Annotated in this window: 21 protein-coding genes; 12 read left to right on the top strand and 9 right to left on the bottom strand. The window is 45.5% G+C overall.

Annotation, left to right across the window (positions count from 1 at the left end):
* The first annotated feature begins 32 nt into the window (after positions 1-32).
* From AB1S55_RS16780 to AB1S55_RS16770, 3 genes are all read left to right on the top strand, one after another.
* A complete protein-coding gene (locus AB1S55_RS16780; protein WP_370979334.1) occupies positions 33-1,451 on the top strand; it encodes an amidohydrolase family protein in 1,419 nt (472 codons plus the stop codon).
* A 31-nt stretch (positions 1,452-1,482) separates the two neighbouring features.
* The gene (locus AB1S55_RS16775) at positions 1,483-2,751 is read left to right on the top strand and encodes a dipeptidase (protein ID WP_370979333.1); all 1,269 of its coding nucleotides are present in this window, start codon (positions 1,483-1,485) and stop codon (positions 2,749-2,751) included.
* 443 nt (positions 2,752-3,194) lie between these two features.
* The gene (locus AB1S55_RS16770; protein ID WP_370979332.1) at positions 3,195-4,172 is read left to right on the top strand and encodes a DM13 domain-containing protein; all 978 of its coding nucleotides are present in this window, start codon (positions 3,195-3,197) and stop codon (positions 4,170-4,172) included.
* On the opposite strand, the gene AB1S55_RS16765 is transcribed toward AB1S55_RS16770, so the two are convergent.
* Entirely contained in the window at positions 4,169-4,738 is a 570-nt protein-coding gene (locus AB1S55_RS16765) for a DUF4145 domain-containing protein (protein WP_370979331.1), read from the bottom strand. The two genes, AB1S55_RS16770 and AB1S55_RS16765, sit on opposite strands and share 4 nt — an antisense overlap.
* A 246-nt stretch (positions 4,739-4,984) precedes the next feature.
* Between AB1S55_RS16765 and AB1S55_RS16760 the strand changes: the two genes are divergently transcribed.
* From AB1S55_RS16760 to AB1S55_RS16750, 3 genes are all read left to right on the top strand, one after another.
* Entirely contained in the window at positions 4,985-6,031 is a 1,047-nt protein-coding gene (locus AB1S55_RS16760) for a sensor histidine kinase (RefSeq protein WP_370979330.1), read from the top strand.
* Positions 6,028-6,837, top strand: coding sequence for a LytR/AlgR family response regulator transcription factor (locus tag AB1S55_RS16755; protein WP_370979329.1), 810 nt, complete (start codon positions 6,028-6,030; stop codon positions 6,835-6,837). Before AB1S55_RS16760 ends, AB1S55_RS16755 begins: the two co-directional genes overlap by 4 nt.
* 256 nt (positions 6,838-7,093) lie before the next feature.
* On the top strand, positions 7,094-8,089 hold the full coding sequence (locus tag AB1S55_RS16750; protein ID WP_370979328.1) for an AraC family transcriptional regulator ligand-binding domain-containing protein: 996 nt from the start codon (positions 7,094-7,096) through the stop codon (positions 8,087-8,089).
* Positions 8,090-8,153: 64 nt separating this feature from the next.
* On the opposite strand, the gene AB1S55_RS16745 is transcribed toward AB1S55_RS16750, so the two are convergent.
* The 6 genes from AB1S55_RS16745 to AB1S55_RS16720 form a co-directional block, all read right to left on the bottom strand.
* Positions 8,154-8,525: a hypothetical protein gene (locus AB1S55_RS16745; RefSeq protein WP_370979327.1), complete on the bottom strand. Its 372-nt coding sequence runs from the start codon at positions 8,523-8,525 to the stop codon at positions 8,154-8,156.
* Between the two features lie 40 nt (positions 8,526-8,565).
* Positions 8,566-8,781: a hypothetical protein gene (locus AB1S55_RS16740; RefSeq protein WP_370979326.1), complete on the bottom strand. Its 216-nt coding sequence runs from the start codon at positions 8,779-8,781 to the stop codon at positions 8,566-8,568.
* A gap of 191 nt (positions 8,782-8,972) precedes the next feature.
* Positions 8,973-10,253, bottom strand: coding sequence for a ribonucleotide-diphosphate reductase subunit beta (locus AB1S55_RS16735; protein ID WP_370979325.1), 1,281 nt, complete (start codon positions 10,251-10,253; stop codon positions 8,973-8,975).
* 214 nt (positions 10,254-10,467) lie between these two features.
* On the bottom strand, positions 10,468-13,413 hold the full coding sequence (locus AB1S55_RS16730) for a ribonucleoside-diphosphate reductase subunit alpha (RefSeq protein ID WP_370979324.1): 2,946 nt from the start codon (positions 13,411-13,413) through the stop codon (positions 10,468-10,470).
* A 584-nt stretch (positions 13,414-13,997) separates the two neighbouring features.
* Positions 13,998-14,912 carry an ornithine carbamoyltransferase gene (argF, locus tag AB1S55_RS16725; protein WP_370979323.1) on the bottom strand — a complete coding sequence of 305 codons (915 nt, stop codon included), beginning with the start codon at positions 14,910-14,912 and terminating at the stop codon, positions 13,998-14,000.
* An 11-nt stretch (positions 14,913-14,923) separates the two neighbouring features.
* On the bottom strand, positions 14,924-16,102 hold the full coding sequence (locus tag AB1S55_RS16720) for an acetylornithine transaminase (RefSeq protein WP_370979322.1): 1,179 nt from the start codon (positions 16,100-16,102) through the stop codon (positions 14,924-14,926).
* A 379-nt stretch (positions 16,103-16,481) separates the two neighbouring features.
* Between AB1S55_RS16720 and grxD the strand changes: the two genes are divergently transcribed.
* The 6 genes from grxD to AB1S55_RS16690 all read left to right on the top strand — a co-directional run bounded on the left by grxD (position 16,482) and on the right by AB1S55_RS16690 (position 22,153).
* Positions 16,482-16,811 carry a Grx4 family monothiol glutaredoxin gene (gene grxD, locus AB1S55_RS16715; RefSeq protein WP_370979321.1) on the top strand — a complete coding sequence of 110 codons (330 nt, stop codon included), beginning with the start codon at positions 16,482-16,484 and terminating at the stop codon, positions 16,809-16,811.
* Positions 16,812-17,032: 221 nt separating this feature from the next.
* Positions 17,033-18,211, top strand: a complete 1,179-nt coding sequence (locus AB1S55_RS16710) for a porin (RefSeq protein ID WP_370979320.1) — start codon at positions 17,033-17,035, stop codon at positions 18,209-18,211.
* 28 nt (positions 18,212-18,239) lie between these two features.
* Positions 18,240-18,743, top strand: a complete 504-nt coding sequence (locus tag AB1S55_RS16705) for an FMN-binding protein (RefSeq protein ID WP_370979319.1) — start codon at positions 18,240-18,242, stop codon at positions 18,741-18,743.
* A complete protein-coding gene (locus AB1S55_RS16700) occupies positions 18,743-19,501 on the top strand; it encodes a PepSY domain-containing protein (RefSeq protein ID WP_370979318.1) in 759 nt (252 codons plus the stop codon). Before AB1S55_RS16705 ends, AB1S55_RS16700 begins: the two co-directional genes overlap by 1 nt.
* A gap of 160 nt (positions 19,502-19,661) precedes the next feature.
* Positions 19,662-20,849: a serine/threonine-protein kinase gene (locus AB1S55_RS16695; RefSeq protein WP_370979317.1), complete on the top strand. Its 1,188-nt coding sequence runs from the start codon at positions 19,662-19,664 to the stop codon at positions 20,847-20,849.
* Positions 20,850-20,986: 137 nt separating this feature from the next.
* Complete coding sequence (locus tag AB1S55_RS16690; protein ID WP_370979316.1) at positions 20,987-22,153, top strand: HD-GYP domain-containing protein; 1,167 nt, start codon at positions 20,987-20,989, stop codon at positions 22,151-22,153.
* Between the two features lie 35 nt (positions 22,154-22,188).
* On the opposite strand, the gene AB1S55_RS16685 is transcribed toward AB1S55_RS16690, so the two are convergent.
* Together AB1S55_RS16685 and AB1S55_RS16680 are read right to left on the bottom strand one after the other, a co-directional pair.
* Positions 22,189-22,773, bottom strand: a complete 585-nt coding sequence (locus AB1S55_RS16685; protein WP_370979315.1) for a lytic transglycosylase domain-containing protein — start codon at positions 22,771-22,773, stop codon at positions 22,189-22,191.
* On the bottom strand, positions 22,773-24,491 hold the full coding sequence (locus AB1S55_RS16680) for a proline--tRNA ligase (protein ID WP_370979314.1): 1,719 nt from the start codon (positions 24,489-24,491) through the stop codon (positions 22,773-22,775). The genes AB1S55_RS16685 and AB1S55_RS16680 overlap by 1 nt, the downstream gene beginning before the upstream one ends.
* Positions 24,492-24,529: the final 38 nt, after the last annotated feature.

Genomic DNA, 24,529 nt, shown 5'->3' with positions numbered 1-24,529 from the left:
ACTCCGGTATTGGAAACCATGAGGAAAAAACTATGAACTTGAGCGTTATTACCCGTGTATTTGGGGTTGCGGCAATGGTCTTAAGCGTTTTTACATACGCTCAGGACAAGGCTGAGTTACCTGAGCAAACTTTGTTTAAAAACGTAAACGTATTTAATGGTGTGGATAAGCAACTTTATAAAAACTATTTTGTTTTAGTTGAAAAAAATAGGATCAAAGCTGTTTCTCCTGAACCTATCGCCGCTAATGCAAAGGCTGTGGTTGTGGATGGCTCGGGTCGTACCTTAATGCCCGGCCTAATCGATGCTCATGTCCATTTAAATCTTCAGTATTTAAATAATCCTGCGGCTATTGATGGTGTTAGCAATATGACCTGGGAGGAGATTGGTGCGATGGCATATGACGCCGCTCAGGAGTTCTTGTATTCAGGTTTTACGACCGTGCGTGACCTCTGTGGTATGCATGATGGTATGCGTAAGCATATCGAAAGCGGTACTTTAATCGGGCCTCGTATGTATCTTGCCGGTGCATGTATTTCTCAGACCTCCGGTCACGGAGACTGGCGTACCAATGCACAGGTACTGGGAGATGACGGCAATAAAGTGGGGCAGGTTCAGGCTTTAGGTATCACAACATTAGCTGATGGTGCTGATGAGGTTTTAAAAGCCTGTCGTAACAACTTAGCTGGCGGAGCGGATTTTTGTAAAATGATGGCCGGAGGGGGTGTTACCTCGATGCGTGACCCCTTGCACTCGATTCAAGGCACGATGGATGAGTTAAAGGCTATGGTTACGGCAACCTCTCAGTGGGATACCGTTGGGGCCGTACACGCGTACCACGATGATTCCGTTGAGCGAGCGCTTAAAGCCGGCATGATGTCGATTGAACACGGTAACTTGATGGTAAAAAAATCCACCTTTAAGCTCGTTAAAAAGAAAGGCGCTTTTGTGGTTCCTGCGATGGCAGGTTTTTCTGAGCAGCTGTTAAAACATCCTCAATATGGTAATCCGGACTTACCTTTACGCGGTAAGGTTATGCAAATTATTGAGAACTATGACAACTGGTTAAAACTTGCTAACGAAACCAATATCAATATTGGTTATGGCACCGATGTTGTTGTGAGTAGTAAATTAGCGTCACGCGGTATTCGAGACTTTCAGATGGGGCAGTTTTCGGAAGGTTTTGGTAACTACAAAACCCTTGTGGCATTAACCTCTGCTAATGGCAGATTGATGGCTCTTACAGGAAAGAACAACCCTTACCCTGCGAAACTTGGTGTGATTGAACAGGGCGCTTATGCTGATATTATTTTGGTTGATGGTAACCCTCTTGAAGATATCAGCGTACTTGGTGCGAGTTTTGATATGTGGGCCGCACCTCGAGCATCGCGTGAAATTAAAAGCATTCCTTTTGTAATGAAAGATGGGCAAGTCTTTTTGAATAAGCTGTAAAGGGCTAGGTGTTTATAAATGGAGAGTTTTGATGAAAAAGATTAATGTGTATTTATCTGTTATGGCTTCTGCGTTTGCATTGCATACCGCTGATGTTTTTGCATCTAAATTAAAGACGGAAATGTATGGACCTTCGGCTATGGCCTCCTCTGAGCCGTTTGAGATGCGTCAACGCCCAACGGAGAAGGCTGAATTCTCTGCCTATATTGATTATTTAGTTGATGTGGCTGATCCACGCTCCACAGAGCAGCTTAAAGAAGACGACGTTATTAAAAAGCGTTTTAAGAAAACCATGATCGTTGATAGTTTATGGGTTGGCGGTCCTGGATTTCCCGCAGGCTTTTCTGCTGAGCTTTATGATAAAGCCATGACTCACTCGATTGAAAATAACTACAACGTGGTTTCAGCAACCATCACTAATGCTGGTAAGCCAGATACTCCAGCTGTTGTCAGACAGCGTATGATAGATACGAATAAGCACTGGGCCGACCAACCAGAAAAGTATTTACAAGTTAGAACCGTGGATGATTTTTATAAAGCGAAGAAGCAGGGGAGACTCGGTGTTTTTCACAATTTCCAAGGAATGATGCCTCTGAGTCAAAGTGGCGATGAGCAAGAGGCTTTAGCTAACTTAAGTGAATTTTATGAGCTGGGTATGCGCCAACTTATGTTCACTTACAATATTGATACACCGTACTCTGATGGCGGTGTGTCAAATTCAGATGGTACGGATCAGGGCGTTCATAAGGCAGGCTTTGCTGTAATCAAAGAAGCTAACCGTTTAGGAATTGCTTTGGACTGCTCCCACTCATCAAATCAAACGTGTATTGAGGCCGCTACTGCTAGTGATAAGCCTATTATGCTGTCTCATTCTAATGCAGATATTTTTCAGCCTATAGACAGAAATGCATCGGCTCAAGCTATTCAGGCTGTAGCTGCTAGCGGTGGTGTGATTTGCGTGAATTTCATCGGTGGTTTTTTAAACCCTCAAGGTGATGCGTCGCCGTTTCAAATTGCCAAACATGTTGAGTACATCCGCAATTTAACTGGGCCGGAGCATGTCTGTGCCGGCTCGGACTATGTCTGGAACTATGCGGATACCTTGCTTTGGATTTTGAATAACCCTAAGGATTTCCCTGTTGAAATGGGCTATGCCACACCGAGTCATATGGGTAAACCGAGCGAAATGTGGGGTGTTGCTAGGGTTTTGAAAGAGACGTACAACTGGTCAGATGAAGAGATTGCCGGTTTTCTTGGGGAGAATTTAGTGCGCTTTTACAATACTGTGTGGGTTGATTAGTCTTGTTAGCTTTTGTATTGGTTAAAAGGCTCATTTATGACACTGTTGTTCCACAAGTCTAGATAACATGAAGTTGGTGGAAGCAGATGAGACCATCAGCGGCATGTGGCTACACGGATGTGGCCAAGTAGAGGAATGCAGGACGATTATATGGACATAATCGGTAGAGCGGCTCAGGAGATTAAGCCGAGCAATTCCTAAGATTCTGCTGTTGAGGCTCCATGGATGGATACTCGCCGTGTCTCAGCTGTTTTTACCAAGTTAATGTCTAACACAGCATTAAACGTTGCTAGCTGCTCAATGACATAGATATATCGATGTATGCATTTAAAACTATGGGACAGCAATGTCATTTATGAGCCTTTTTTGTGATTCTTCCGTGATGAATTGAAATTCTGCACAAACTATAGTGACTATAAATGGCGAGCTTATGGGAACTTACGATGCAATCATTAAAACAATTGAGCACTGTTGCTGCTCTGGGACTTATTCTAAGTGCCTGTGGTGGCGGTGGGTCCTCCTCTAGCCCCGCGGTTGAGGCGAGTGCATCGCCTAGCCCTGAAACAAGCCCTTCACCTGAGGCCTCACCTAGTCCATCTCCACTTTCTTCACCTAGTCCATCACCAAGCCCTCTCACGGGCAATGAACTTAATGCTCAGCTATCTAAGCCGTACATTGAAGGTTTGCGCTACCAAACGGAAACCCAGCAAGGCACGAGCTCAAGTACGGGCGAGTATTTTCATTTAGACGGTGAACAGGTTGCGTTTTTTATTGGTGATGCTGAGATAGCCAATATGCCTGTCGGTGATTCTTCGTATTTATTTGAGCTTGCAGGTTCATATATGCTCAGTGATACCACACTTATTAATTTTGCTCGTTTACTGTATTCATTGGATGAAGATGCAGAGGCAAGTAATGGTATTCAGATTGCTGAGCAAGCACATACTCAAGCCCAAGGTTTGAACATCGATTTTGCTTCTGCGAGCTTTGATACGGATGTTGCTAATCTCGTTGCCAATAGCGGCAGCCTTACAAGTACCTTATTAAGTGCGGATGAGGTCAGAGCGTTATTAGTCGATGAGCTAGATCACGATAGGTCTTGTGAGCGAGATGGTGCCAATGTAGGTGCGGTCGCCGATTTCACAACCTTTGCTCACGGAGTAGAAGGTCGGGCGCGTATTTTGAATAACTGTACCTTAGAGGTGACTAATTTCAATTATGACGGCCAAGGGTTAGGAGATGTGCGTTTCTACGACTTAGATTCTAGACAAAGCTTGGGTGACAATTTGTTTGGACAAGTATGGGATAACGCGACTGTGTTAGTGACTTTGACTCCGTCGGAGATCGCAATGCTTGAAAACTTAAGTGTGTGGTGTATCCCCATTGGGGCAAGCTTTGGCAATGCCAGTTTTGATTTTTAAGCCGCATGCATGGCTGGTTCTTGCTTGCTGAGTAGGTTGAAGTGATCGCGTAGGCGAACGCACAGTTCAATATATTGAATGGCTTCGCCTCGCCCCACTTCATATGTTTCGGCATGGGCTACTTTATTGCGTAGTTGACGTAACTCACTAAACAGCTTGGCCATTTTTGTATCAATGGCGCCTTGTTCAATCAGGGTGTCTTCAAGCACTTTGTAGCGATTATTGACATCGAGGTTAACGTTGAGCCCTAGGCTATGTAATAGGTTCTCGGCAGCGTCATCGACTAAAGCCCAGGCTTTAATCACGGCCGTGTTAGGCATGTTTTCAACAAGAGAAACAAGCTTCGCTTTTGTATCTTGCTTGAGTTCAGGGAAGGCACCTTCGGCTTGCTCATTAGCCACTTTTAGCTCGCGGCCGAACTCAAGCTCAAGCTCTTTATATTTAAGCTTTCGTGCAAGAGGTAGCAAGTGGGATACAGGCTTCCTTAAGCAGATTAAGGTAAATACATAGACTGCTGGCCAGACAAGTTTGTCGATAAGTTCAATAATAAAGGGCAGCGTTTGCATAGGTGCAGCTCATTGTTCAATAAGTTGGAGAAAGGCGGCCTAGGCTCTTTGTGCTACAGGCTCATATTATAGAGCCGTTGTTGGCGATATCCTTTCGCAAGCTTTTTAGTGTACGTTTTTTTCGTTGACCTGTCGAAAGCTTGCGTTCAAGTGCATGGGAGCTGGGGCTTTAAGGGTGTTATAGTGAGCTGCTAATCTCAAGCTGGGCGTGTTTGTCCGCTTATTTGAGCTGACAAAGGTACGCACATGATATCTAAAACTTACCGATTTTTTGTTTTTCAGCTTATTGGTTGGCTGCTTTTTGCTCTTATACATGCTGCGGGCCATATTATTAGTGTTGGTTTTACGCCTTATTTGGTCTGGGAGTTGCTAATTAAAACAAGCCTAGGCCTTGTTATTACTACTTTTCTGAGTCGTTTCTTTCAACGCATATCTCTCCGGCCACTTTGGCAGCAAGCGGTGGCAGGTTTAGTGGCCTGTTATATTGCTGCTTTGGCTTTTATCTTTTCTAAAAACTTAATTGCTGAATATTTATATTGGTCAACTTGGGCGACTCAGCCGTTGCTTGCTTATACCCAGCATATGCTGTGGGCTTTTTTAATTATGTTGTGCTGGAGCTTTATTTACTTCTCTGCGTATTTATATCAGCAATTGCAAGATCAAAAAAACAAAGCTCTAGAACTCACTAATATTGCTCATCAAGCCCAGCTTAAAATGCTCCGTTATCAATTAAATCCTCACTTTCTTTTTAATACCTTAAATGCCATTTCAACGCTTATTCTTTTAAAACGTAATGAAAATGCAAATGATATGACGCAAAAGCTCAGTGATTTTTTGCGTTTGTCACTCGATAGTGATCCGATACAGTTGGTCGCTCTGCGTCAAGAGTTGCATGCCTTACGTTTGTATTTGGATATTGAGCAGGTTCGATTTTCTGATCGTTTAAAGGTTGTGTGGGCTGTTGATGAATCCTGCCTAGAGGCGTTAGTGCCAAGTTTGATTTTACAACCTCTTGTAGAAAACTCGATTAAACACGCTATTGCCCTTAGTGAGACAGGAGGGACTTTACGCATTAGTGCTACTACGGACTTAAGCACATTATGTTTAATTGTGGCAGATGATGGCCCTGGCGCAGAGGTCGAAGAGGGGATGCTTAAAAACAATAAAGGTGTTGGGGTTCTTAATGTGCGAGATAGGCTGGCGGCGCTTTATTCCGATAAATATGAGTTTTCAATGTCTTCTGATTCTGGCTTGAGTACACGCATTCGAATTCCTTTGGAGTTGCAAACATGAAGACCAGTAAGCAAATTCGCTGTTTAATTGTCGATGATGAGCCTTTGGCTCGTCAGGGGCTTGCGCTTAGGTTAAAAGAATTCTCTGATATTCATGTTGTGGCTGAGGCGGCTAATGGTCGCTGTGCTGTAGAGCTTGTCCGCGGACACCGTCCGGACTTGATTTTTTTAGACATAAGTATGCCAGGAATGAACGGCTTTGAATTGGTTCGTGAGCTCAAGGCGTGTGGTCAACTACCTGTGGTTGTTTTTGTTACTGCGTTTAATGAATATGCAATTGAAGCTTTTGAAGCCAATGCGCTTGATTATTTATTAAAGCCAGTTTCTATTCCCCGCTTACAAAAATGTATAGCTAAATTACGTTTGAACTTTGCTCAGAGTGCGTTGTTGTTTTCTGAATCTAATTTTGTTAAGGACCTGTCTTCTTTAGATCTCAGTTCTTTAGACTCAGCCGTAAATGGGCTTAGAGGTTTAAGGCCTGAAGATGCAAGCTTATGTATTCGTGATGGTTCGGAAACTCAGCGTGTAAAAATAGAGGATATAGATTTTGTCGATGCCGCTGGCGACTACATGTGTATTCATGTAGGAGGACAAACTTATATTTTACGTAGCACAATGAAGGCATTGGTTGAGCAACTTCCTGCTTGTGACTTTATTCGTATTCATCGCTCTACGGTAGTTAATATCAAGCGTATACAGTCTTGGCTTAGTGATGCCTCGGGTGAGTTGAGTTTGGTTTTAGAGTCGGGTGAAAAATTAAAAGTAAGTCGTAGCTATCGTAGTCAGTTAAAAGCACTACTTTCTTGATGTTTAATTGTATGGTCATTTAGTGCGTTTTATTTTTAATCTATAAGGGATTTATATTACGCACCTGTCGGCTTTTTTTACATTGTCTTCTGAGTGTTTAGGTTGGATTTATTTTTATCTATAATAGAAAATATTTATTCTGCTGTTTTTTTAGAATAAATGTCGCTAAACACATCCTCTGACTTTTTATCTTTCTAAGTCCTAGGTATGCTGAGAGTCGGATATAATAAAAAATGTATAAAAATATAATGATTCTATGTCTCCAATCCCTTTGATTCGCATGCGCTATGCTGATGCATTTGCGAAAGAATTAGACCGTATAGGCGCGCCTACTGAGCAACTATTAAACAGGGTGGGTTTGTCTGAAGAGTTATTGCTTCAACGTGATGCATTTATCCCCTTTAATCAGTTATCTATCTTAACCGGCTTGGCTGCACGTCATACCGGTATGATGGATCTTGGTTTGCAAGCTGGTTTTACTCCTTTACAGGAGCACAGCGATTTTGGACGGCATTTGATTTTTGCTCCTACCCTCTTGCAAGCTTACCAGCGTTTGTTGTTAACGGCACCGACCGAACTCACCAATGCTAATTTCTCGATAGAGCCTGATCCAGAAGGCTACTGGTTTTGTATGGGGCGTATTGATGGTGCGGAGCTAGAGGTTCAGCAGGTAGAGTTGTATCGTTTAGCTGTGATTGCTCAAATGGTGCGCTGGGTCGCTGGTGAGCAATGGCATCCACGCAAGATTCGAATGCAGTCACAGCAACTAGAAGGTGCGGATAATATTTCACTTATTCAGCAAGGTGAGCTGCAGCTTGGGCAGTATCAACCAGCATTATTGGTACCCCATGTTTATCTAGCTCGGCAGATGATCATTAAAAAGCCTGCCAAAGCTACAGATCCGGTATTGGATTTACCTAGCTTTGATTTTGCAGAGAGCTTACAAGAGGTGCTTAAACCTTTTTCTCCTACCAGTTTTCCATCCATGCAACAGTTAGCTATATCGATGGGGATTGATGAGAGAGAGCTTGAGCGAGCGATGCATAAATCTGGACTTAATTACAAACGCTTGTTAGAGCAGCGCCGTATTGAATGTGCACGTAGTTTGTTGGAAAAGCAACAGATGAGTGTTGCTCAGATAGCTAATGAGTTAGGTTATAGCAGCAGTATTAGTTTTAGTCGTGCATTTAAGCGAGCGGTAGGGCAGGCTCCGGCTGCTTTTCAAAAGCATGCTTTGGTGGAGATCGTTTAGTTATCTCTTTGTTGATTGTTTTCAGTTTATGTTCAGCCTATGTTGCGCATAGAGTGGCACTGATCTAAGAATAGCGTTGCATAAGTGCTTGGCATTGGTTTAGAGAGATCTCTTTTGCCCAATCAATTGAACTTCGAAGTTGCTCTTGTTGAACGTGACGTGCATGCTTAGACCACTGCTCAGGCGGACCATCAAAACCAAGTTCATAGGCCTCGTGCACGACTGCACAAAAGACCGCAAAATCAGGGTCGTTTTCATAAATCCCTAGCTCTTCGCGTAAAGATAGCAGTACGGCGGCACCACTAAAATAAAACAAGCTCTCATTGAGCATTGCTTGTGCAGTGGCGTGCGCTTTTTGTTTTAAGTGCTCTGTTGTTGAAGGTTCATGTGTCAACGACGCCGGTGTTGAAGGCGCCGTTTTTGATGTTTTTTGCATGATTTTTTACGAACACGTTTAGCGCAAAGCTTTGAAGTTTTTAATGTAAGACTTTTTTGGGCATTAAGCGTGAGGTGACTTCGGCTTCTAGGCTTAGTTCAAGTTGTTCAACGCTATCTTGTTGTCGTCGCCCAATTTGTTTGATCATATCCTGAAGGGTTAATACGCTTAAGTTTAAATCTAGAAGGCACTCCGCTAATTTTTCAATGTCGCGGGTAGAAGTCATTACTAATACATCGTCGTTGCTATAGTCCATTGCGCTAACTCCGGGTGGGCATGGTTACTGCCGTTGTAGTGTATGAATTGTTTGCTTATTTTTATGTTTCTACTGCTATCTCTTTCTACGCATTCTGCTACGGCTCTATATTTAAGTTTTGATAAGCCGTTTTAAAACTGATCTAGTTTGGGGCTAGCTTGCCCAGCTAGCCCCGTAAACTTAAGTGTTGCTTACCACTGTAAGGCGCCACCAGTTTGATATTCAATAACTCGTGTTTCAAAGAAATTCTTCTCTTTACGCAAGTCCATAATTTCACTCATCCAAGGGAATGGGTTCTCTGCACCAGGGTAGGCAGGTGCAAGACCAAGCTGAGACAAGCGGCGGTTGGCAATAAAGTGAAGGTACTCTTCCATCATTGAGGCGTTCATACCTAATACGCCACGAGGCATGGTGTCACGCGCGTAGTTGATTTCAAGTTCGGTGCCTTCTAGCACCATTTGGCGAACTTCCGCTTGGAACTCTTCGGTCCATAAGTGTGGATTCTCAAGTTTGATCTGATTGATAACATCAATACCAAAATTAAGGTGCATGCTTTCGTCACGTAAAATGTATTGGAACTGCTCGGCAACACCGGTCATTTTATTTCGGCGTCCCATAGATAAAATTTGGGTAAAGCCACAGTAGAAGAAAATACCTTCGGTAATGACGTAAAAACCAATTAAGTTGCGCAGTAACTCTTGGTCTGTTTCTGGTGTGCCCGTTTCAAAGGTAGGGCTACTGATGTCAGACGTGTGAGCAATACTCCAGGCTGCTTTTTGGGCAACGGAAGGTACTTCACGATACATGTTAAAAACTTCAGCTTCGTCCATAGCCAAACTTTCTACACAGTACTGGTAAGCATGTGTGTGAATCGCTTCTTCAAATGCTTGGCGTAATAGATATTGGCGAGCTTCTGGGTTGGTGATGTGGCGATAGATAGCCAGCACTAAGTTGTTGGCAACCAGAGAGTCTGCGGTAGAGAAGTAGCCTAGTGAGCGCATAACGATGGTGCGTTCATCTTCTGTTAAGCCGTCTGCGCTTTTCCATAAGGCAACGTCGGCAGTCATATTTACTTCTTGTGGCATCCAGTGGTTGGCGCAGCCATCGAGGTATTTTTGCCAAGCCCACTCGTACTTAAACGGCACGAGTTGGTTAAGGTCGGCACGGCAGTTGATCATGGCTTTATCATCAACTTGTACGCGTGCAGCACCCATTTCAAGCTCTTCTAAGCCGGGGGCAACATCAATAGATGCAATGGCTGCTTTGGCTTTTTCAACTTCGTCGCCGGCACTTTCAGCGGAAGGTGGAGCGTTAAACTCTACTTTTGCTTCTTCTTTTTTGGCAGCAGTAGAAGCAGGAGCTGCTGGCGCTGGCTCTGCTTGTGTCTTTTTAGTTTGTGTCAGTGCTTCTTCACGCACTGGGGCGGAACTGCTTTCTGCAGTGTCGTTTTCAAAGTCATCCCAGCTTAACATCTCTCTAACCTCGTTTCGCTTTGCTTGTTGGGCCTTTAGCGCTGATCGTGTACAGACTAAGGCAGCCGTAAATAAGCAATAAAGTGAGTTGGTTTGTTTATTCTTCCCGAATTAATCAAGCCAACTTTTAGTATTTGTCGTATTTTTCTTTGGGAGCTTAGGTTGAGCATCGTAAAAGGGCTTGCTCGACCTAAGCTGTTTTTGCGCTGGACTCTTATTGACAGGCCTCGCAATCAGGGTCATCCAAAGAACAGGCTTGTGGTACTGCAGCAGGTACTGGTACTTCAGCGCTTGCTTCTGGTGCCGAAGCGGCCATGCCGCCATTGCCTGCACCTGCACTTACGGCGTTGAGTGAGCCTGTGTCAATGGTGCTTTTTTCAGTTGTTGTTGCTGCAAGTGCACGCAAGTAGTAAGTGGTTTTTAAACCGCTGTACCAAGCCATACGGTAGGTGATATCAAGCTTCTTACCGTTAGCACCAGAGATATATAGGTTCAAGCTTTGAGCTTGATCTATCCACTTCTGGCGACGACTGGCCGCTTCAACAATCCAGCGAGGCTCAACTTCAAACGCAGTGCTGTACATCGCTTTAAGGTCGTCTGGAATACGATCGATTTTAGACAGTGAGCCTTCGTAGTATTTCAGGTCGTTTACCATGACCTGATCCCACAAACCGCGCTCTTTTAAGTCGTGAATTAAGTAGGGGTTCACAACAGTGAATTCGCCACTTAAGTTCGACTTAACGTAAAGGTTTTGATACGTCGGTTCGATGGATTGACTAACACCGGTGATATTGGCAATGGTTGCTGTTGGAGCAATTGCCATGACGTTGGAGTTACGCATGCCTTGTTTCTTAACTTGCTCACGTACGCTATCCCAATCGAGGGTGCTGCTTTGGTCAATCTTTATAAACTCTTCACCGCGATTTTGCTTAAGCAGCTCGATGCTGTCTAAAGGCAAAATACCTTTGCTCCAAAGAGAGCCTTCAAAACTCGAATAAGCACCACGCTCAGCAGCAAGGTCGCTAGACGCTTTAATGGCGTGGTAGCTGATAAGCTCCATAGAGCGGTCGGCAAATTCTACGGCGTCATTACTGCTATAAGATAAACGCATTTTGTAAAGCGCATCTTGGAAACCCATTAATCCAAGGCCAACAGGGCGGTGGCGCATGTTTGAGTTTCTGGCGGTATCAACGCTGTAGTAGTTGATGTCGATAACGTTATCGAGCATGCGCACTGCAGTTTTAATGGTTGCTTCTAACTTAACTTGATCAAGTTTGCCGTCAACAATGTGCTGAGCCAGGTTGACTGAGCCTAAGTTACATACAGCGATTTCTTCACCCGGGCTAGTGTTAAGGGTGATTTCTGTACATAAGTTAGAGCTGTGTACGACACCTGCGTGTTGTTGAGGGCTACGCAAGTTACATGCATCTTTAAATGTGATCCAAGGATGACCGGTTTCAAATAGCATGCCGAGCATCTTGCGCCACAAATCGATGGCTTTGATCGTTTTGGTTAATTTGATTTCACCGGCTGCAGCTTGCTTTTCATACGCTTCATAACGTTCTTCAAACGCTTTACCAAAAAGGTCGTGAAGATCGGGTGTGTCAGCTGGTGAGAATAGGGTCCAGTCACCGTCGGTAAATACACGCTTCATAAATAGGTCTGGAACCCAGTTAGCGGTATTCATATCGTGGGTGCGGCGACGATCATCACCGGTATTTTTTCTAAGCTCTAAAAATTCTTCGATATCCATGTGCCAAGTTTCAAGGTAGGCACAGACGGCCCCTTTACGCTTACCACCTTGGTTAACGGCTACGGCAGTGTCATTGGCAACTTTTAAGAAAGGCACAACACCCTGGCTTTTACCATTGGTGCCTTTAATGCGAGAACCTAAAGAGCGCACAGGCGTCCAATCGTTACCCAAACCACCAGCAAACTTACTAAGCATGGCATTGTCTTGCATGGCGCCATAGATGCCGTGAAGGTCGTCAGGCACAGAGGTTAGGTAGCACGAGCTAAGTTGTGGGCGCAACGTGCCCGCATTAAATAAGGTCGGTGTAGAGCTCATGTAGTCGAAGCTTGAAAGCAAGCGGTAGAACTCAATGGCTCGGCCGTTGCGGTCTTCTTCTTCTGTTGACAGGCCCATTGCCACACGCATAAAGAATACCTGAGGTAACTCAATGCGGTTGTCATCGTGATGGATGAAGTAGCGATCGTATAAGGTTTGTAAACCAAGGTAGCCAAACTGTAGATCGCGTTCAGGCAAAATGGCTTCGCCCAGAGCTTTTAAATCAAAGTTCAGTAGTTCTGGGTCGACTAAATCTTCTTTTACACCAAAGTTCAAAAATGCTTCTAAGGCTTTTGGATAGTAGTCGCTCATCTCGGCTTGTGTTGCTTCTTCAGCAACATCGAGGTAGCTCAACGCTTCAGCACGTAGTTTATCTAACAGTAGGCGTGCGGTGGCAAAGCTGTAATTGGGCTCTTGTTCTACCAAGGTACGGGCCGAGATAACCAGTGAGGTGTTGACGTCATCTAAGCTGACACCGTCATACAGGTTACGCAGGGCTTCTTTAAGAATGGCTTCTGCTTGAACGTCATCCAGGTCAGAGCAGGCTTCAGCAACAACGGTCAGAATACGTTCGCCATCAAGCTTTTGCAGTTTGCCGTCGCGAGTGGTGACGTTAATCTGTGGGATTTCTAAGCTTAGGCCGTGACTTGATTGTGCCGGCTTGCTTGATACGTCTTCATCGTCACGAGCTCGCGCACGTTCGTCACGGTAGAGAACGTAAGAGCGCGCAATTTTTTGCTCACCTGAGCGCATCAAGACCAGTTCAACTTGGTCTTGAATCTCTTCAATGTGGATGGTGCCACCTGAAGGCATACGGCGCTTAAAGGTTGCTTCAATTTGGCCGGTGAGATTTTCAACGGTTTCATGAATACGTGACGATGCTGCAGCGGTGCCGCCTTCAACAGCGAGGAAGGCTTTGGTCATTGCTACCGCGATTTTGTCGCTGGTATAAGGAACAACTTTACCGTTGCGTTTAATAACGCGAATTTGGCCGGGCGCGGTAGCGGCGATGGCGGAACTTCCTGTGTCCAAGGCAGAGGCCTCCGGGCTTAAAGGTGTGCTGGCGGAGGAGCCTGTGTCAGTCGTCTGCATATTCCTAACTCTTGATACGTTTGTAGTTGATATATGTGTGTGCTTAATCAGCTCAGGTGCCATGAACGAGGTGCGGGAGCTGATGTTTTATATTCTGCTTATTTGGGTCTAAGGACCTGAGCCCAATACAAGTGCGGTGTTGAAGGTACGGGTGCTTATAAGTTGTGCACATTGCATGTGCATAAGCTCATTTAGAGTGCATCCTGCATATAGGTCTTCTTGAGGCCTAAACACCATATATTGGGGCTTTTTGAAGCTTGGGCACAAGATAATGCGCTTGGACGCCTATTGCAAGCAGAAGAATTGCTGGAAAAGCTGTGGATAAAGTGTTGGTTAATTGTGTCTGCAGTGACTACTAACCTTTGAGCCCTGATTACTTCTGAGGCTGGAAAAGTGGCTTGTTTAGAAACTGAACTAGATGAAGTTTTTATGTAGAGAAGGGTTTTTTATGAAAAAAAATCTTAGAAAAACAGTGGCTTTATTTGTCTGTGTTGATCTAATTAGGAGGAGGTTAAAAAGGCGGCGCACCATTCATCTTTTGGTGCGCCTGGCAAGATTAATATTTGAAAAAGAGCGTGTTTAGACTACGCGCTGTGCTCAGCTAAAAACAACATAAGCGCTTTTTGTGCGTGCAGGCGATTCTCTGCTTCATCCCAGACAACACTGATTTTTTCATCTTCAATGAGCTCGGCGCTAATTTCTTCACCGCGATGAGCCGGTAAGCAGTGCATAAGTAAGGCATCGCTATGGGCGTGGCTCATTAATTCATGATCGACCATGTAGCCTTTAAAGGCTTCTTCGCGTTGCTTCTGCTCATCCTCTTGGCCCATGCTGGCCCAAACATCAGTGCTAACCCAGTCGGCGTCGCGTATTGCCTCAATGGGGTTGTGAACCAACTTAATACGCTCTTTATTGGCCTCAAGTAGCTCTGTGTTTGGCTCAAAGCCTTTGGGGCAGGCGATATTGAGCTGGAAGTCCCATTGGCGTGCGGCATTGATGTAAGAGTGGCACATGTTATTACCATCGCCAATCCAGGCAACAGTTTTACCACTTGGTTGGCCGCGATGTTCAACATAGGTTTGTACGTCGGCAAGCAGCTGGCAAGGGTGGTAGTCATCCGTTAATGCATTGATGATTGGGACCTTGGAGTATTCGGCAAAGCGTTCTACGGTACTGTGAGCGAAGGTGCGAATCATGATCATGTCGACCATGCGCGATAATACGCGTGCACTGTCTTCAATAGGTTCTCCGCGCCCGAGCTGGGTGTCGCGTGGGCTTAAGAAGAGGGCAGCACCGCCGAGCTGAGTCATGCCCGCTTCAAAGCTTACGCGAGTGCGGGTTGAGCTTTTCTCAAAGATCATGCCCAGTACGCGATTTTTAAACTGCTCATTGATTTCGTCATGGTGCAGGCTTTTCTTGAGCTCAATTGCGTTGGCAATAACTTCTTTTAGCTCTGCTGGGTTTAGGTCCAGCAGAGTGAGGAAATGTCTTGGTTTCATTGAACGCTCCTTCAGACGCTTTTATTCAGCGCTTGGTGAACCAAAGAGACAATGGCGCCTGTTAAGCGCAGCGCTTCGTCATCGGTCAAAATAAAAGGGGGGAGTAGACGTAGTACGTTACCGCTGGTGACGTTGATTAAGTAACCTTCTTCTTTTGCTTTTTCAACAAGCTTACTGCAGTCGCAGTCAAGCTCAATACCTATCATTAGGCCTTTACCACGAACATCGAGCACACCACTTAGATTGCTTAACTGCTCTTTAAAGTCGAATAGCAGTTTGTCGCCTAGCTCATTGACGCGCTTGAGCATGGTTTCGGTATTGATCTCTTTAACGACGGCCAAAGCGGTGCGGCTTGCTAATGGGTTGCCGCCAAACGTTGAGCCGTGGTTACCAGGCTGCAATACGCTTGCAGCAGCGCCTCGCGCCAAACATGCGCCAATAGGAACGCCGTTACCAAGCCCTTTAGCGGTGGTGACAACGTCTGGATAAATGTTGTTCTGTTGGTAGGCAAAAAAGCTACCACAGCGGCCATTACCAGTCTGGATTTCATCGAGGATAAGCAGCCAGCCTTTGTTATCACAAAGTTCGCGTAACTTATTAAGGTAGTCGTTTGCGGGTACGCGCACGCCACCTTCGCCTTGTACTGGCTCGACCATAATGGCAACAGTATTATCCGTTGCGGCGGCTTCGATCGCAGCAAGGTTGTCATATTCCACGTGCTTAAAACCGCTTACTAGTGGTGCAAAGCCTGCTTGAACCTTACTATTTCCGGTCGCACTTAAAGTGGCCATGGTGCGGCCGTGAAAGCTGCGATCGGCCACAATGATTTCGGGCGATGTTAAGCCTTTATCTTGGCCGTATTTGCGCGCAATTTTAATGGCAGCTTCATTGGCTTCTGCTCCGGAATTGGAGAAGAAGACTTTATCCATGCCACTGGCGTTGATAAGCGCGTCGCCGAGCTTCTGCTGAGGTTCGATGTTGTAGAGGTTGGAGCAATGAATCAGGGTGTTGGCCTGATCGCAGAGCGCTTCGGTTACAGCCGGGTGGCTATAACCAAGCCCGCATACAGCAATACCTGCAATAGCATCGAGGTAGCGGCGGCCGTCAGCATCCACAAGATAGGGGCCTTCACCCTTTACTATTGTGGTTGACCTAGTTCCATAGGTATTCATCAGCGCTGACTCCGTCATAAAACATTACCCCCTAAAAGCAAAAAAGGCAGCTGGATGGCTGCCTGTTCAAAAAAGGGATAATACAAAGTTTCTTTGTGCAGTGACAAGCCTTTCGGGGCTTTATTGCTTCATTTATGCGCTAAATTCGCGGAACGTAGGGTTTTATTGATTATTTTATCGCGCAATTTATCGTGTGTGACTCTGTCATCGATGTTATGTGTGAGGCTAAGTATTTAATAAGATTTACCTTTTGCTAAATACTTGAGTAAAATAGTCGGGTACTTGGGCTTAGGTGTCCTCTCTCTTGGTATTGGCTCTAGCTTGAATTTATATAGAGCCTTATGACTTCTTATATAGTTACTTTTCTTACATACAGTTACTTTCAAAAGGTGCAACGATGTCCACTTTGGAAACCATCAAAAAGCAAATTGCAGATAACGATATTCTTCTTTATATGAAGGGTTCACCCAACGCACCTCAGTGTGGTTTTTCTCAGCGAGCTTCGCAATCGATTATGGCCTGTGGTCAACGTTTTGCTTACGTTGATATTTTATCTAATCAAGATATTCGTACAGAGCTACCTAAGTTTGCTAACTGGCCGACGTTTCCTCAGTTATGGGTAAAAGGTGAGTTAGTCGGTGGCTGTGACATTATTACTGAGATGTATGAAAACGGTGAGTTAAAGACCTTGATTGACTCTGCTGCGCCGGCTGAAGAGCAAAGCTAGCTTTAGAAAGCGGTATTTTTCCAATATAAAACCTCCCTAGTGGAGGTTTTTTTGTGTTAAATCAAAAATATTAAATGCGATAGTGATAGGTGTTGATAATCATTATCATTGCGTATACGATGGCGGCCTAAAAATTTAGGTCGCTTGTCTTTGAGATGTAGCCGAGTTGTTACTCCAAGAAAGCAGTCCTGTTATTTGACCTTAGGTTCTTTGGGGGAACTATGAAAAAAACTGCACTGGCTATCGCTTTAAGTGCTGTAGCAATGAACGCTGCCGCAGATGCATCAGTAGAAGAGTTGATTAAGCGTTTGGATGCGCAAGAAAAAGAAATTGCTGAGCTTAAGAAAGCTCAAGCTCAAACTGATCAAAAAGTTGAAGCAACTGCTGATGCGCTTGATTCAGGAGATGCAGGTTCTTCTGACAAGAGCTTGGATTGGGCTCGCAAGACCAAGATTGGTGGTTACGGCGAGATCCACTACAACAATTTTAATGGCAAAGACGATCAGATCGACGCGCATCGTTTTGTTTTGTTTGTTGGTCATGAGTTTAATGAAAAAGTTCGTTTCTTCTCTGAGCTTGAGCTTGAGCACGGTTTGTCTGGCGACGGTAAGCCTGGTGAAGTTGAGCTTGAGCAGGCTTACATCGAGTGGGATTACGCTGAGAAGCATCGTTTGGTTGCCGGTCAATTCCTAATCCCTGTTGGTATCCTTAACGAAACTCACGAGCCTGAAACTTTCTACGGCACTGAGCGTAATCTTGTTGAGAAAAACATCATTCCTACCACTTGGTGGGAAGCGGGGGCCATGCTTCGTGGTGATATTACTGCAGGTTTGAGCTACGACGTGGCTTTCACTAGCGGTTTAGATAGCTCTGACGAAGACGGCGAATTGGGTTCAATTCGCAGCGGTCGTCAAAAAGTTGCTAAAGCCAATGCCAATGACTTCGCTTACACCGGTCGCTTGAAGTACACCGGCGTAACAGGTCTTGAGTTGGCTGCGACTGCTCAATACCAAGAAAACTTAACTCAGGGCACGATTTCTGATGCGAGTGCTACCTTGGTTGAAGCGCACGCTATCTACAATATCGCTGATTTCAGTATTCGCGCGTTGGCCGCTCAGTGGAATATCGATGGTGAGCAAGCCAAAGATCAAGGTATGGATGTACAGAATGGTTGGTATATCGAGCCATCTTACAAAGTGACCGAGCAGCTTGGTTTCTTCGTTCGTTATAACGAGTGGAATAATGTTGCTGGTTTTGATCAAAGCGATGCAGAGCAAGTACTCGATTACGGTGCCAACTACTGGTTAACACCTCGTGTTGTATTTAAGGCTGATTGGTCTGATAACCAAAATGCAGATAAGGGCGATAGCTTCAACCTAGGTGTGGGTTGGTCGTTCTAAGATGTTTTGGTGCTATTGGCGCCAGCTTATGCTTTGTTTGCCACTCGCTCTTATTACGTTTGGTAAACAAAGTTTTGCTGAAGAAGATCGTTTACAGGCGTACTTGGCTTCTTTGTCGGCAGAGCCAGCAGAGCAAGAAGCTTTGTGGTTAAATAAAGCTGATAAAAGTGAGCTTCTTCAGCGCTTTGATTACCGCCTCGGCAGGGCCCGTTTGCGTTATTGGCAGCAAGGCCAAATACGTACCTGGATACTCGATGAGGTGGGCAAAGAGAGGCCTATCACCATGGCGATCTCTGTTGAACAAGGGCATATTCGAGGCATCGAAGTGCTGGAGTACCGCGAGAGTCGTGGTTCTGAAATTCGTTACCCTTTCTTTCGAAAGCAGTTTTTAGGTGCTAGCTTAAGTGAGGATACTAAGCTCGATCGCCGTATCGATGGCATCACCGGCGCCACCTTGAGTGTGCGAGCAATGAAAAAAGTTGCTAAAGTTGCGCTCTACTTGGATAAAAAGACGAGCTCTCAAGAGCAGTAATGAGAAAGAAACATTTCCGCCGACTCGCGCGGCGCTGGCATAAGCGTGCAGGTTTGATGTCTGCCGTTGTTGTTCTGCTGTTAAGTATTACCGGTATCTTACTTAATCACACTGATGCTTTACGCTTAGCGAAGTTTAAAGTCAGTTCACCTTGGCTCTTATCCCTTTATGGCCAGGAAGTTCCAGAGTTTCGCTCTTACAGTTTGGCTCCTGACGGTAAGGTGTTGTTGGTTTCCGCCTTATCAACTCATGTTTATGTCGAGGCGAAACCGCTGTATCAATGTTCGCAGACCTTGGTTGCTCTCAGCGCTTTTAAAGGCAGTTTGGCCGTAGCTTGTCGTCAAAGTTTGGCTTTATTTGATGCGCAATTAAATCTGGTTGATGTCAGTGATATCTATAGTGGCTTGCCTGCACCTATTGAAAGCATGGGGCGTTGTGATCAGCATTTTTGTATTGTGAGTGCTGCCGGCCAGTACGCATTAAATAGCGATACTATGCAGTGGCAGCCATCGCAGGCTAACCTGTCTCTGACTCCTGTTCAGGCAACACCCGCGTGGGTAAAAAAGCAGGTTATGGCAAGTTATGGTGCTAGTGAACTCAGCTGGGAGCGTGTCGTACTTGATCTGCACGCAGGTCGCTTCTTAGGCTCGATAGGTCCTTTTATTATGGATTTAATCGCACTGCTATTTATCTTGGCGGCAGTGAGCGGGGTCTATATGTGGTTGGGGCAAAATAAGAAGGCTGCCAAAAAGCGCTGATGACTAAAAAAGGTTAAGTTATCAATATAAGGCCTTTTTAGAGGTAAAGTGCCTGACTTTGCCCTATAAGAATAAAAGCGATAAGTGTAATCAACGTTGTGTAGACATAATGTTACTATGCTCTCGCCAACCTGCCGATCAAAGATAGAGCCCCGCCCGTATGACAATTCGTATTCCAGGTTATCGTTTGCATAAAACCCTTGGTCGAGGAGGGATGGCAACGGTGTATCTGGCGACTCAAGATGTTCTTGGGCGTAAAGTGGCGTTAAAAGTCATGCATGAAAATGCTGCACGTGAAGAAAATTTCAATGAGCGCTTTTTGCGAGAAGCGCAAATCGCTAGCCAGTTGGTTCACCCTAATATCGTTACCGTGCATGAGGTTGGGGAGCATGAAGGTTTATTCTTTCTGTCGATGGAGTATATCGATGGTTCAGACTTGGCCTCTTTGCAAGATTCTTTGACTTTAGGCCAGAAAGTACAAGCAATAAAGGATATCGCCAAGGCTTTAGATTATGCCGGTTCGCGAGGCTATGTTCATCGAGATATCAAACCTGAAAACATCATGTTTAGAAAGGTCGATGGATCTGCCGTACTCACAGACTTTGGTATTGCCCGTGCCGAGCGCAGCGACCTTGCTATGACTCAGCTCGGTACGGCTGTAGGGACTCCCCATTATATGAGCCCTGAGCAGGCGAAAGGGCGTACAGTGGATACTCGCAGCGACCTCTATAGTCTCGGTATTGTCTTTTTTCGAATGTTAACAGGGCAGGTTCCTTTTGATGGGGAGTCTGCAGTGGAAATTGGCATTAAGCATATTACGTCGACTGTACCTGAGCTACCCGACGACTTACAGGCTTTGCAAAAAGTATTGGACCATTTGCTAGCCAAAGAGGCTGATAAACGCTATCAGTGTGGTCAGCAGCTGATTGACGGTTTAGAGTCAATCAATGTGAAAAAACTACAGAAGGTGCTTGTTGAGCGTGCGGCGGCTTCGACTGCAATAAATACGGCTGCTGTACCTAGTGATACGGGCTATGCTCAGAGTCTTGATGGTACTAATGAATCTGTTAATAGGTCTGGTCTTTCTTCTGCGCAGGCCCGTGATGACTCGGAATTAAGCGGTAGTGTCAGTCAGCGTTTTACCGTTGAGTTTGAAAATAATGCCTTAAAAGACTTACCTCCAGAATCACCATGGCCTCTGTTTTTTGCTTCGGTATTTGTAGTCTGCTCTTTGCTCTTTTTTATTTATATGGCTCGCCCCGCTTTACTGGAGCCTTATATCTTGCTGTTAGAGAGCTATGTTACGCAGGCTTGGGGCGGCCTCTTATCGATGCTTTACAAAGAATAACCAGCTTAGTTGCAATAATTACGGCCTTTCATGTTACCTAGGCTGGCTGTGTTGGTCTTACTAAAAAGTCTTAAATTACACCGTCGAGTTTGATCTTCGCTGGCTATACTGCAAAAGAAGCCAGAGGAAGCCCTTTCGTGACGGACGTTTATCGCATTCCCACCCAAAAAGTTGAGCTCGGTATGTTTGTTTCTGAGCAAACGCCTAATTTACAGGCCACCGGGCTGAATAGCCGAGGCTTGATAAGTCGCGCTGAAACATTAAAAAAGTTGAAGGCATCGGGTATCGCTGAAATCTACATTGATATCTCGATGGGCAAAGGTTCGAGTTTTGCCGTACCAGTATTGACGAACAGGGCAGATCTAAAGTTAAAAGCACCCTTAGAAAAAGAGCGAAAGCGCGCAACTAAGGTTTATAACGAGGCGCGTTCTTTAGTGGGCAACCTCGTTAAAGACGTCAAAATGGGCAAAGCAATTGAGGTTGGCCCTGTGGAAGAGTTAGCCGATGAAATGTGTGATTCGGTACTGACTAATGCTAACGCCTTGTTATGTTTGAGTCAGATTAGAGAGAAGGATCAGTATTTACTTGAGCACAGTATCAATGTTGGCATATTGATGGGGGTGTTTTGTCGATATTTGGGTTATGAGCGTAATGACTTACACCAGCTGGTGACGGGCGCATTACTGCATGATATTGGTAAGGTTAGGGTGCCTTATAACATTCTTAATAAAAGCGGCAAGCTGACAGATGAAGAATGGCAGTTGATGCGGAATCATGTGCTTTATGGTGAGGAGGTGCTCACTAAGTCGGAAGGCATTAGTGATATCGCCCTTTCTATTTGTGCACAGCACCACGAGAAAGTCTCCGGTGGTGGCTATCCTCGCAGCCTTGAAGGTGAGCAAATAACGACGGCAGGGCGTCTTGCATCGATTGTTGATATTTATGATGCCATTACGGCAGAGCGTTGTTATCACAAAGGTAAAAGCCCCTTTGAGACGATGCGTATTTTAAGTGAGCTTGCAGGGGAAAGCTTAGATAAAACACTGGTTTATCAGTTTATTCGCTGTATGAGTGTTTACCCTGTGGGGACTTTGGTCGAATTGAGCAATGGTTGTTTGGCGGTCGTGATTCAGCCTAGTGACAAGCGTCCAGACCAGCCGATGGTCAAAAGTTTTTTTAATCTTCGTATGCGTCAGTTTGAAAGTGAAAAAGTGCTCGATCTTAGTAGTCGCTCATGTGCTTTAAAGATCGTTAAAGCACATGATGCCGATGCGCTAAACATAAGGGTCAGGGATTATATTTAAAGTCGATTGCCCGCCCCCTTTATGTTAGGGCTGGTTTAGCGCCAATGCTTCTGCCACGCATTCATAACTTTCTCCGGATACCATAACTTACCGTAACTGCCGTTATAGCGAGCTAGAGCTTCGGCCCAATGGCCATCGGCCCTGTCATAGTAATATCGTAATATGGTGCAGCCATAGCGCAAGTTGGTTGCTGGATCGGTTAGGTTGTCCTGCTGACGGCCAATTTCTTTTTTCCAAAATGGCATGACTTGCATTAAACCTTGGGCGCCAACACTGCTAATGGCGTAGCGATTGAAGTGGCTTTCAACTTCAATCACAGCGAGTACAAATTCGGGTGGCACTTCGGCGCGTGTGGCTTCTGCGTGGATTTGTTTCAGTAGGTTGATACGCTCATCGGCATCTTTTACGTACTTTTCAAGAACGGTGCCCTTTTGCATTAACCACACTTCGGCATCAAAGCGATCTTCGAAGCTCTCTGCACTATTGGCGGCTTCTATAAGTAGCTTTTTAAGCTCCGCATCCACTTCCTTTGCTTGAGCGGCGTTTACAGCAAGGCCACCTACTGTAAGGCAATAAAGCAATACAGTGAGGTGAGCCAGTTGGTTAAATGCACGTTTCATTAGGCGAGAATTCGTTGCTTCAGCTCGGCGACAAGCCCTTCAACAGCTAGAGCACTGTTGTCACTATCGCGGCGCGCACGATATTCAATTTCACCTTTAACCAAGCCTTTTTCACCGACAACGATTCGGTGAGGTAGCCCCATTAATTCGACATCGGCAAGCATCACACCTAGGCGCGCTTTGTTTTCATCCATATAAAGAACATCGATGCCTGCTTGTGTGAGTTCTTCATAAAGGTTTTCACAGTACTGGGCTAGCGCTTCACTTTTATGCTTGTTAATAGGAACGATGGCTAACTGGAAGGGGGCAATATTTGTTGGCCAGATGATGCCGTTATCGTCGTGGTTTTGCTCAATCGCAGAGGCAACTACTCGTGTTACACCAATACCGTAACAGCCCATGGTCATGGCGCTGTCTCGGCCAGTAGGGTCTTGTACTTTGGCGCCCATGGCTTCGCTGTATTTTGTTCCTAGTTGGAATATATGCCCAACTTCAATGCCACGTTTGATCTCAAGAGTGCCTTGACCGCAAGGGCTGGGATCACCAACAACAACGTCGCGAAGATCGGCAATTTCAAGCTCGGTTTGCCAGCTGCCATTGATAAGGTGGAAGCCTGTCTTATTGGCACCACACACAAAGTTGCCGAGAGCGGCGGCACTGCGATCCACGATGCAGCGAATAGTTAAACCAATCGGACCTAGAGAGCCAACGTCGGCGCCAATTTCTTTGCTGATTCGTTCTTCAGGAGCAAACTGTAATGGTTCGGCTAGCCCTTGAATCTTTTCAGCTTTGATATCGTTAAGAGCGTGATCGCCTCGAAGCACAAGGGCAATTAATGCCTGCTCACCGCTTTCTTCATCGGCTTCACCAAGCACAATTAAGGTTTTAACGCAGTTTTGTGCCTCGACGTTTAATAGCGATGCGACCTCTTCAATACTTTTTGCATTGGGAGTAGCGACTTCTTCTGCTGCTTCGCCATTGCTCTCTTGTTTTTCAGGGGCAAGAGCTTCGGCAAGTTCTACGTTGGCGGCAAAATCACTGCCATTGCTAATGGCGATGGCATCTTCGCCGCTGCCCGCTAGTACATGGAATTCGTGTGAGCTCGAACCACCAATGGAGCCGGTGTCGGCCAGTACTGGACGAAAATCGAGGCCTATGCGAGTAAAAATAGCGCCGTAGGTTTGATACATACGATCATAGGTGTTTTGTAAGCAGTCTTGATCTAAATGAAAGCTATAAGCGTCTTTCATTATAAATTCGCGAGAACGCATAACACCAAAACGGGGGCGGACTTCGTCGCGGAATTTTGTTTGTACTTGATAAAAGCTGGCTGGCAGTTGCTTGTAGCTGCTCAGTTGGCCCCGAGCAAGTTCGGTGATGACTTCTTCGTGGGTTGGGCCAAGGCAAAAGTCACGGCCGTGTCTGTCATTAATGCGAAGCAGTTCTGGCCCATATTGCTGCCAGCGGCCACTTTCTTGCCAGAGCTCTGATGGTTGTACAACGGGCATCATGACTTCTTGTGAGCCACTTTTATCCATCTCGTCACGGATGATGTTTTCAACCTTACGTAATACACGTAGACCTAAAGGCAGCCAAGTATATAAACCTGAAGCCAATTTGCGGATCATGCCCGCGCGCAGCATAAGCTGGTGGCTGACAACTTCGGCATCAGAAGGTGTCTCTTTGGTGGTCGCGATAAGAAAGTTACTAGCGCGCATGGGGCTCCTCGGGCTTTGAACTAATATTAATTATGCAA

The sequence above is a fragment of the Agaribacterium sp. ZY112 genome, from assembly GCF_041346925.1.
In the GTDB taxonomy this organism is placed as follows: domain Bacteria; phylum Pseudomonadota; class Gammaproteobacteria; order Pseudomonadales; family Cellvibrionaceae; genus Agaribacterium.
The sequence above is the reverse complement of the archived record's forward strand: the minus strand, read 5'-3'. Positions and strand labels throughout refer to the sequence as shown.

What these genes read in the sequence shown, in the direction of transcription:
- AB1S55_RS16730 (WP_370979324.1), bottom strand. Translation starts at nt 13,413, where the DNA reads ATGCAGACGACTGACACAGGCTCCTCCGCCAGCACACCTTTAAGCCCG.
- AB1S55_RS16700 (WP_370979318.1), top strand. Translation starts at nt 18,743, where the DNA reads ATGAGAAAGAAACATTTCCGCCGACTCGCGCGGCGCTGGCATAAGCGT.
- AB1S55_RS16735 (WP_370979325.1), bottom strand. Translation starts at nt 10,253, where the DNA reads ATGTTAAGCTGGGATGACTTTGAAAACGACACTGCAGAAAGCAGTTCC.
- AB1S55_RS16680 (WP_370979314.1), bottom strand. Translation starts at nt 24,491, where the DNA reads ATGCGCGCTAGTAACTTTCTTATCGCGACCACCAAAGAGACACCTTCT.
- AB1S55_RS16740 (WP_370979326.1), bottom strand. Translation starts at nt 8,781, where the DNA reads ATGGACTATAGCAACGACGATGTATTAGTAATGACTTCTACCCGCGAC.
- AB1S55_RS16760 (WP_370979330.1), top strand. Translation starts at nt 4,985, where the DNA reads ATGATATCTAAAACTTACCGATTTTTTGTTTTTCAGCTTATTGGTTGG.
- AB1S55_RS16770 (WP_370979332.1), top strand. Translation starts at nt 3,195, where the DNA reads ATGCAATCATTAAAACAATTGAGCACTGTTGCTGCTCTGGGACTTATT.
- AB1S55_RS16765 (WP_370979331.1), bottom strand. Translation starts at nt 4,738, where the DNA reads ATGCAAACGCTGCCCTTTATTATTGAACTTATCGACAAACTTGTCTGG.
- AB1S55_RS16780 (WP_370979334.1), top strand. Translation starts at nt 33, where the DNA reads ATGAACTTGAGCGTTATTACCCGTGTATTTGGGGTTGCGGCAATGGTC.
- AB1S55_RS16705 (WP_370979319.1), top strand. Translation starts at nt 18,240, where the DNA reads ATGCTTTGTTTGCCACTCGCTCTTATTACGTTTGGTAAACAAAGTTTT.
- AB1S55_RS16775 (WP_370979333.1), top strand. Translation starts at nt 1,483, where the DNA reads ATGAAAAAGATTAATGTGTATTTATCTGTTATGGCTTCTGCGTTTGCA.
- AB1S55_RS16750 (WP_370979328.1), top strand. Translation starts at nt 7,094, where the DNA reads ATGTCTCCAATCCCTTTGATTCGCATGCGCTATGCTGATGCATTTGCG.
- AB1S55_RS16685 (WP_370979315.1), bottom strand. Translation starts at nt 22,773, where the DNA reads ATGAAACGTGCATTTAACCAACTGGCTCACCTCACTGTATTGCTTTAT.
- AB1S55_RS16695 (WP_370979317.1), top strand. Translation starts at nt 19,662, where the DNA reads ATGACAATTCGTATTCCAGGTTATCGTTTGCATAAAACCCTTGGTCGA.
- AB1S55_RS16755 (WP_370979329.1), top strand. Translation starts at nt 6,028, where the DNA reads ATGAAGACCAGTAAGCAAATTCGCTGTTTAATTGTCGATGATGAGCCT.
- AB1S55_RS16745 (WP_370979327.1), bottom strand. Translation starts at nt 8,525, where the DNA reads ATGCAAAAAACATCAAAAACGGCGCCTTCAACACCGGCGTCGTTGACA.
- AB1S55_RS16720 (WP_370979322.1), bottom strand. Translation starts at nt 16,102, where the DNA reads ATGACGGAGTCAGCGCTGATGAATACCTATGGAACTAGGTCAACCACA.
- AB1S55_RS16710 (WP_370979320.1), top strand. Translation starts at nt 17,033, where the DNA reads ATGAAAAAAACTGCACTGGCTATCGCTTTAAGTGCTGTAGCAATGAAC.
- grxD (WP_370979321.1), top strand. Translation starts at nt 16,482, where the DNA reads ATGTCCACTTTGGAAACCATCAAAAAGCAAATTGCAGATAACGATATT.
- argF (WP_370979323.1), bottom strand. Translation starts at nt 14,912, where the DNA reads ATGAAACCAAGACATTTCCTCACTCTGCTGGACCTAAACCCAGCAGAG.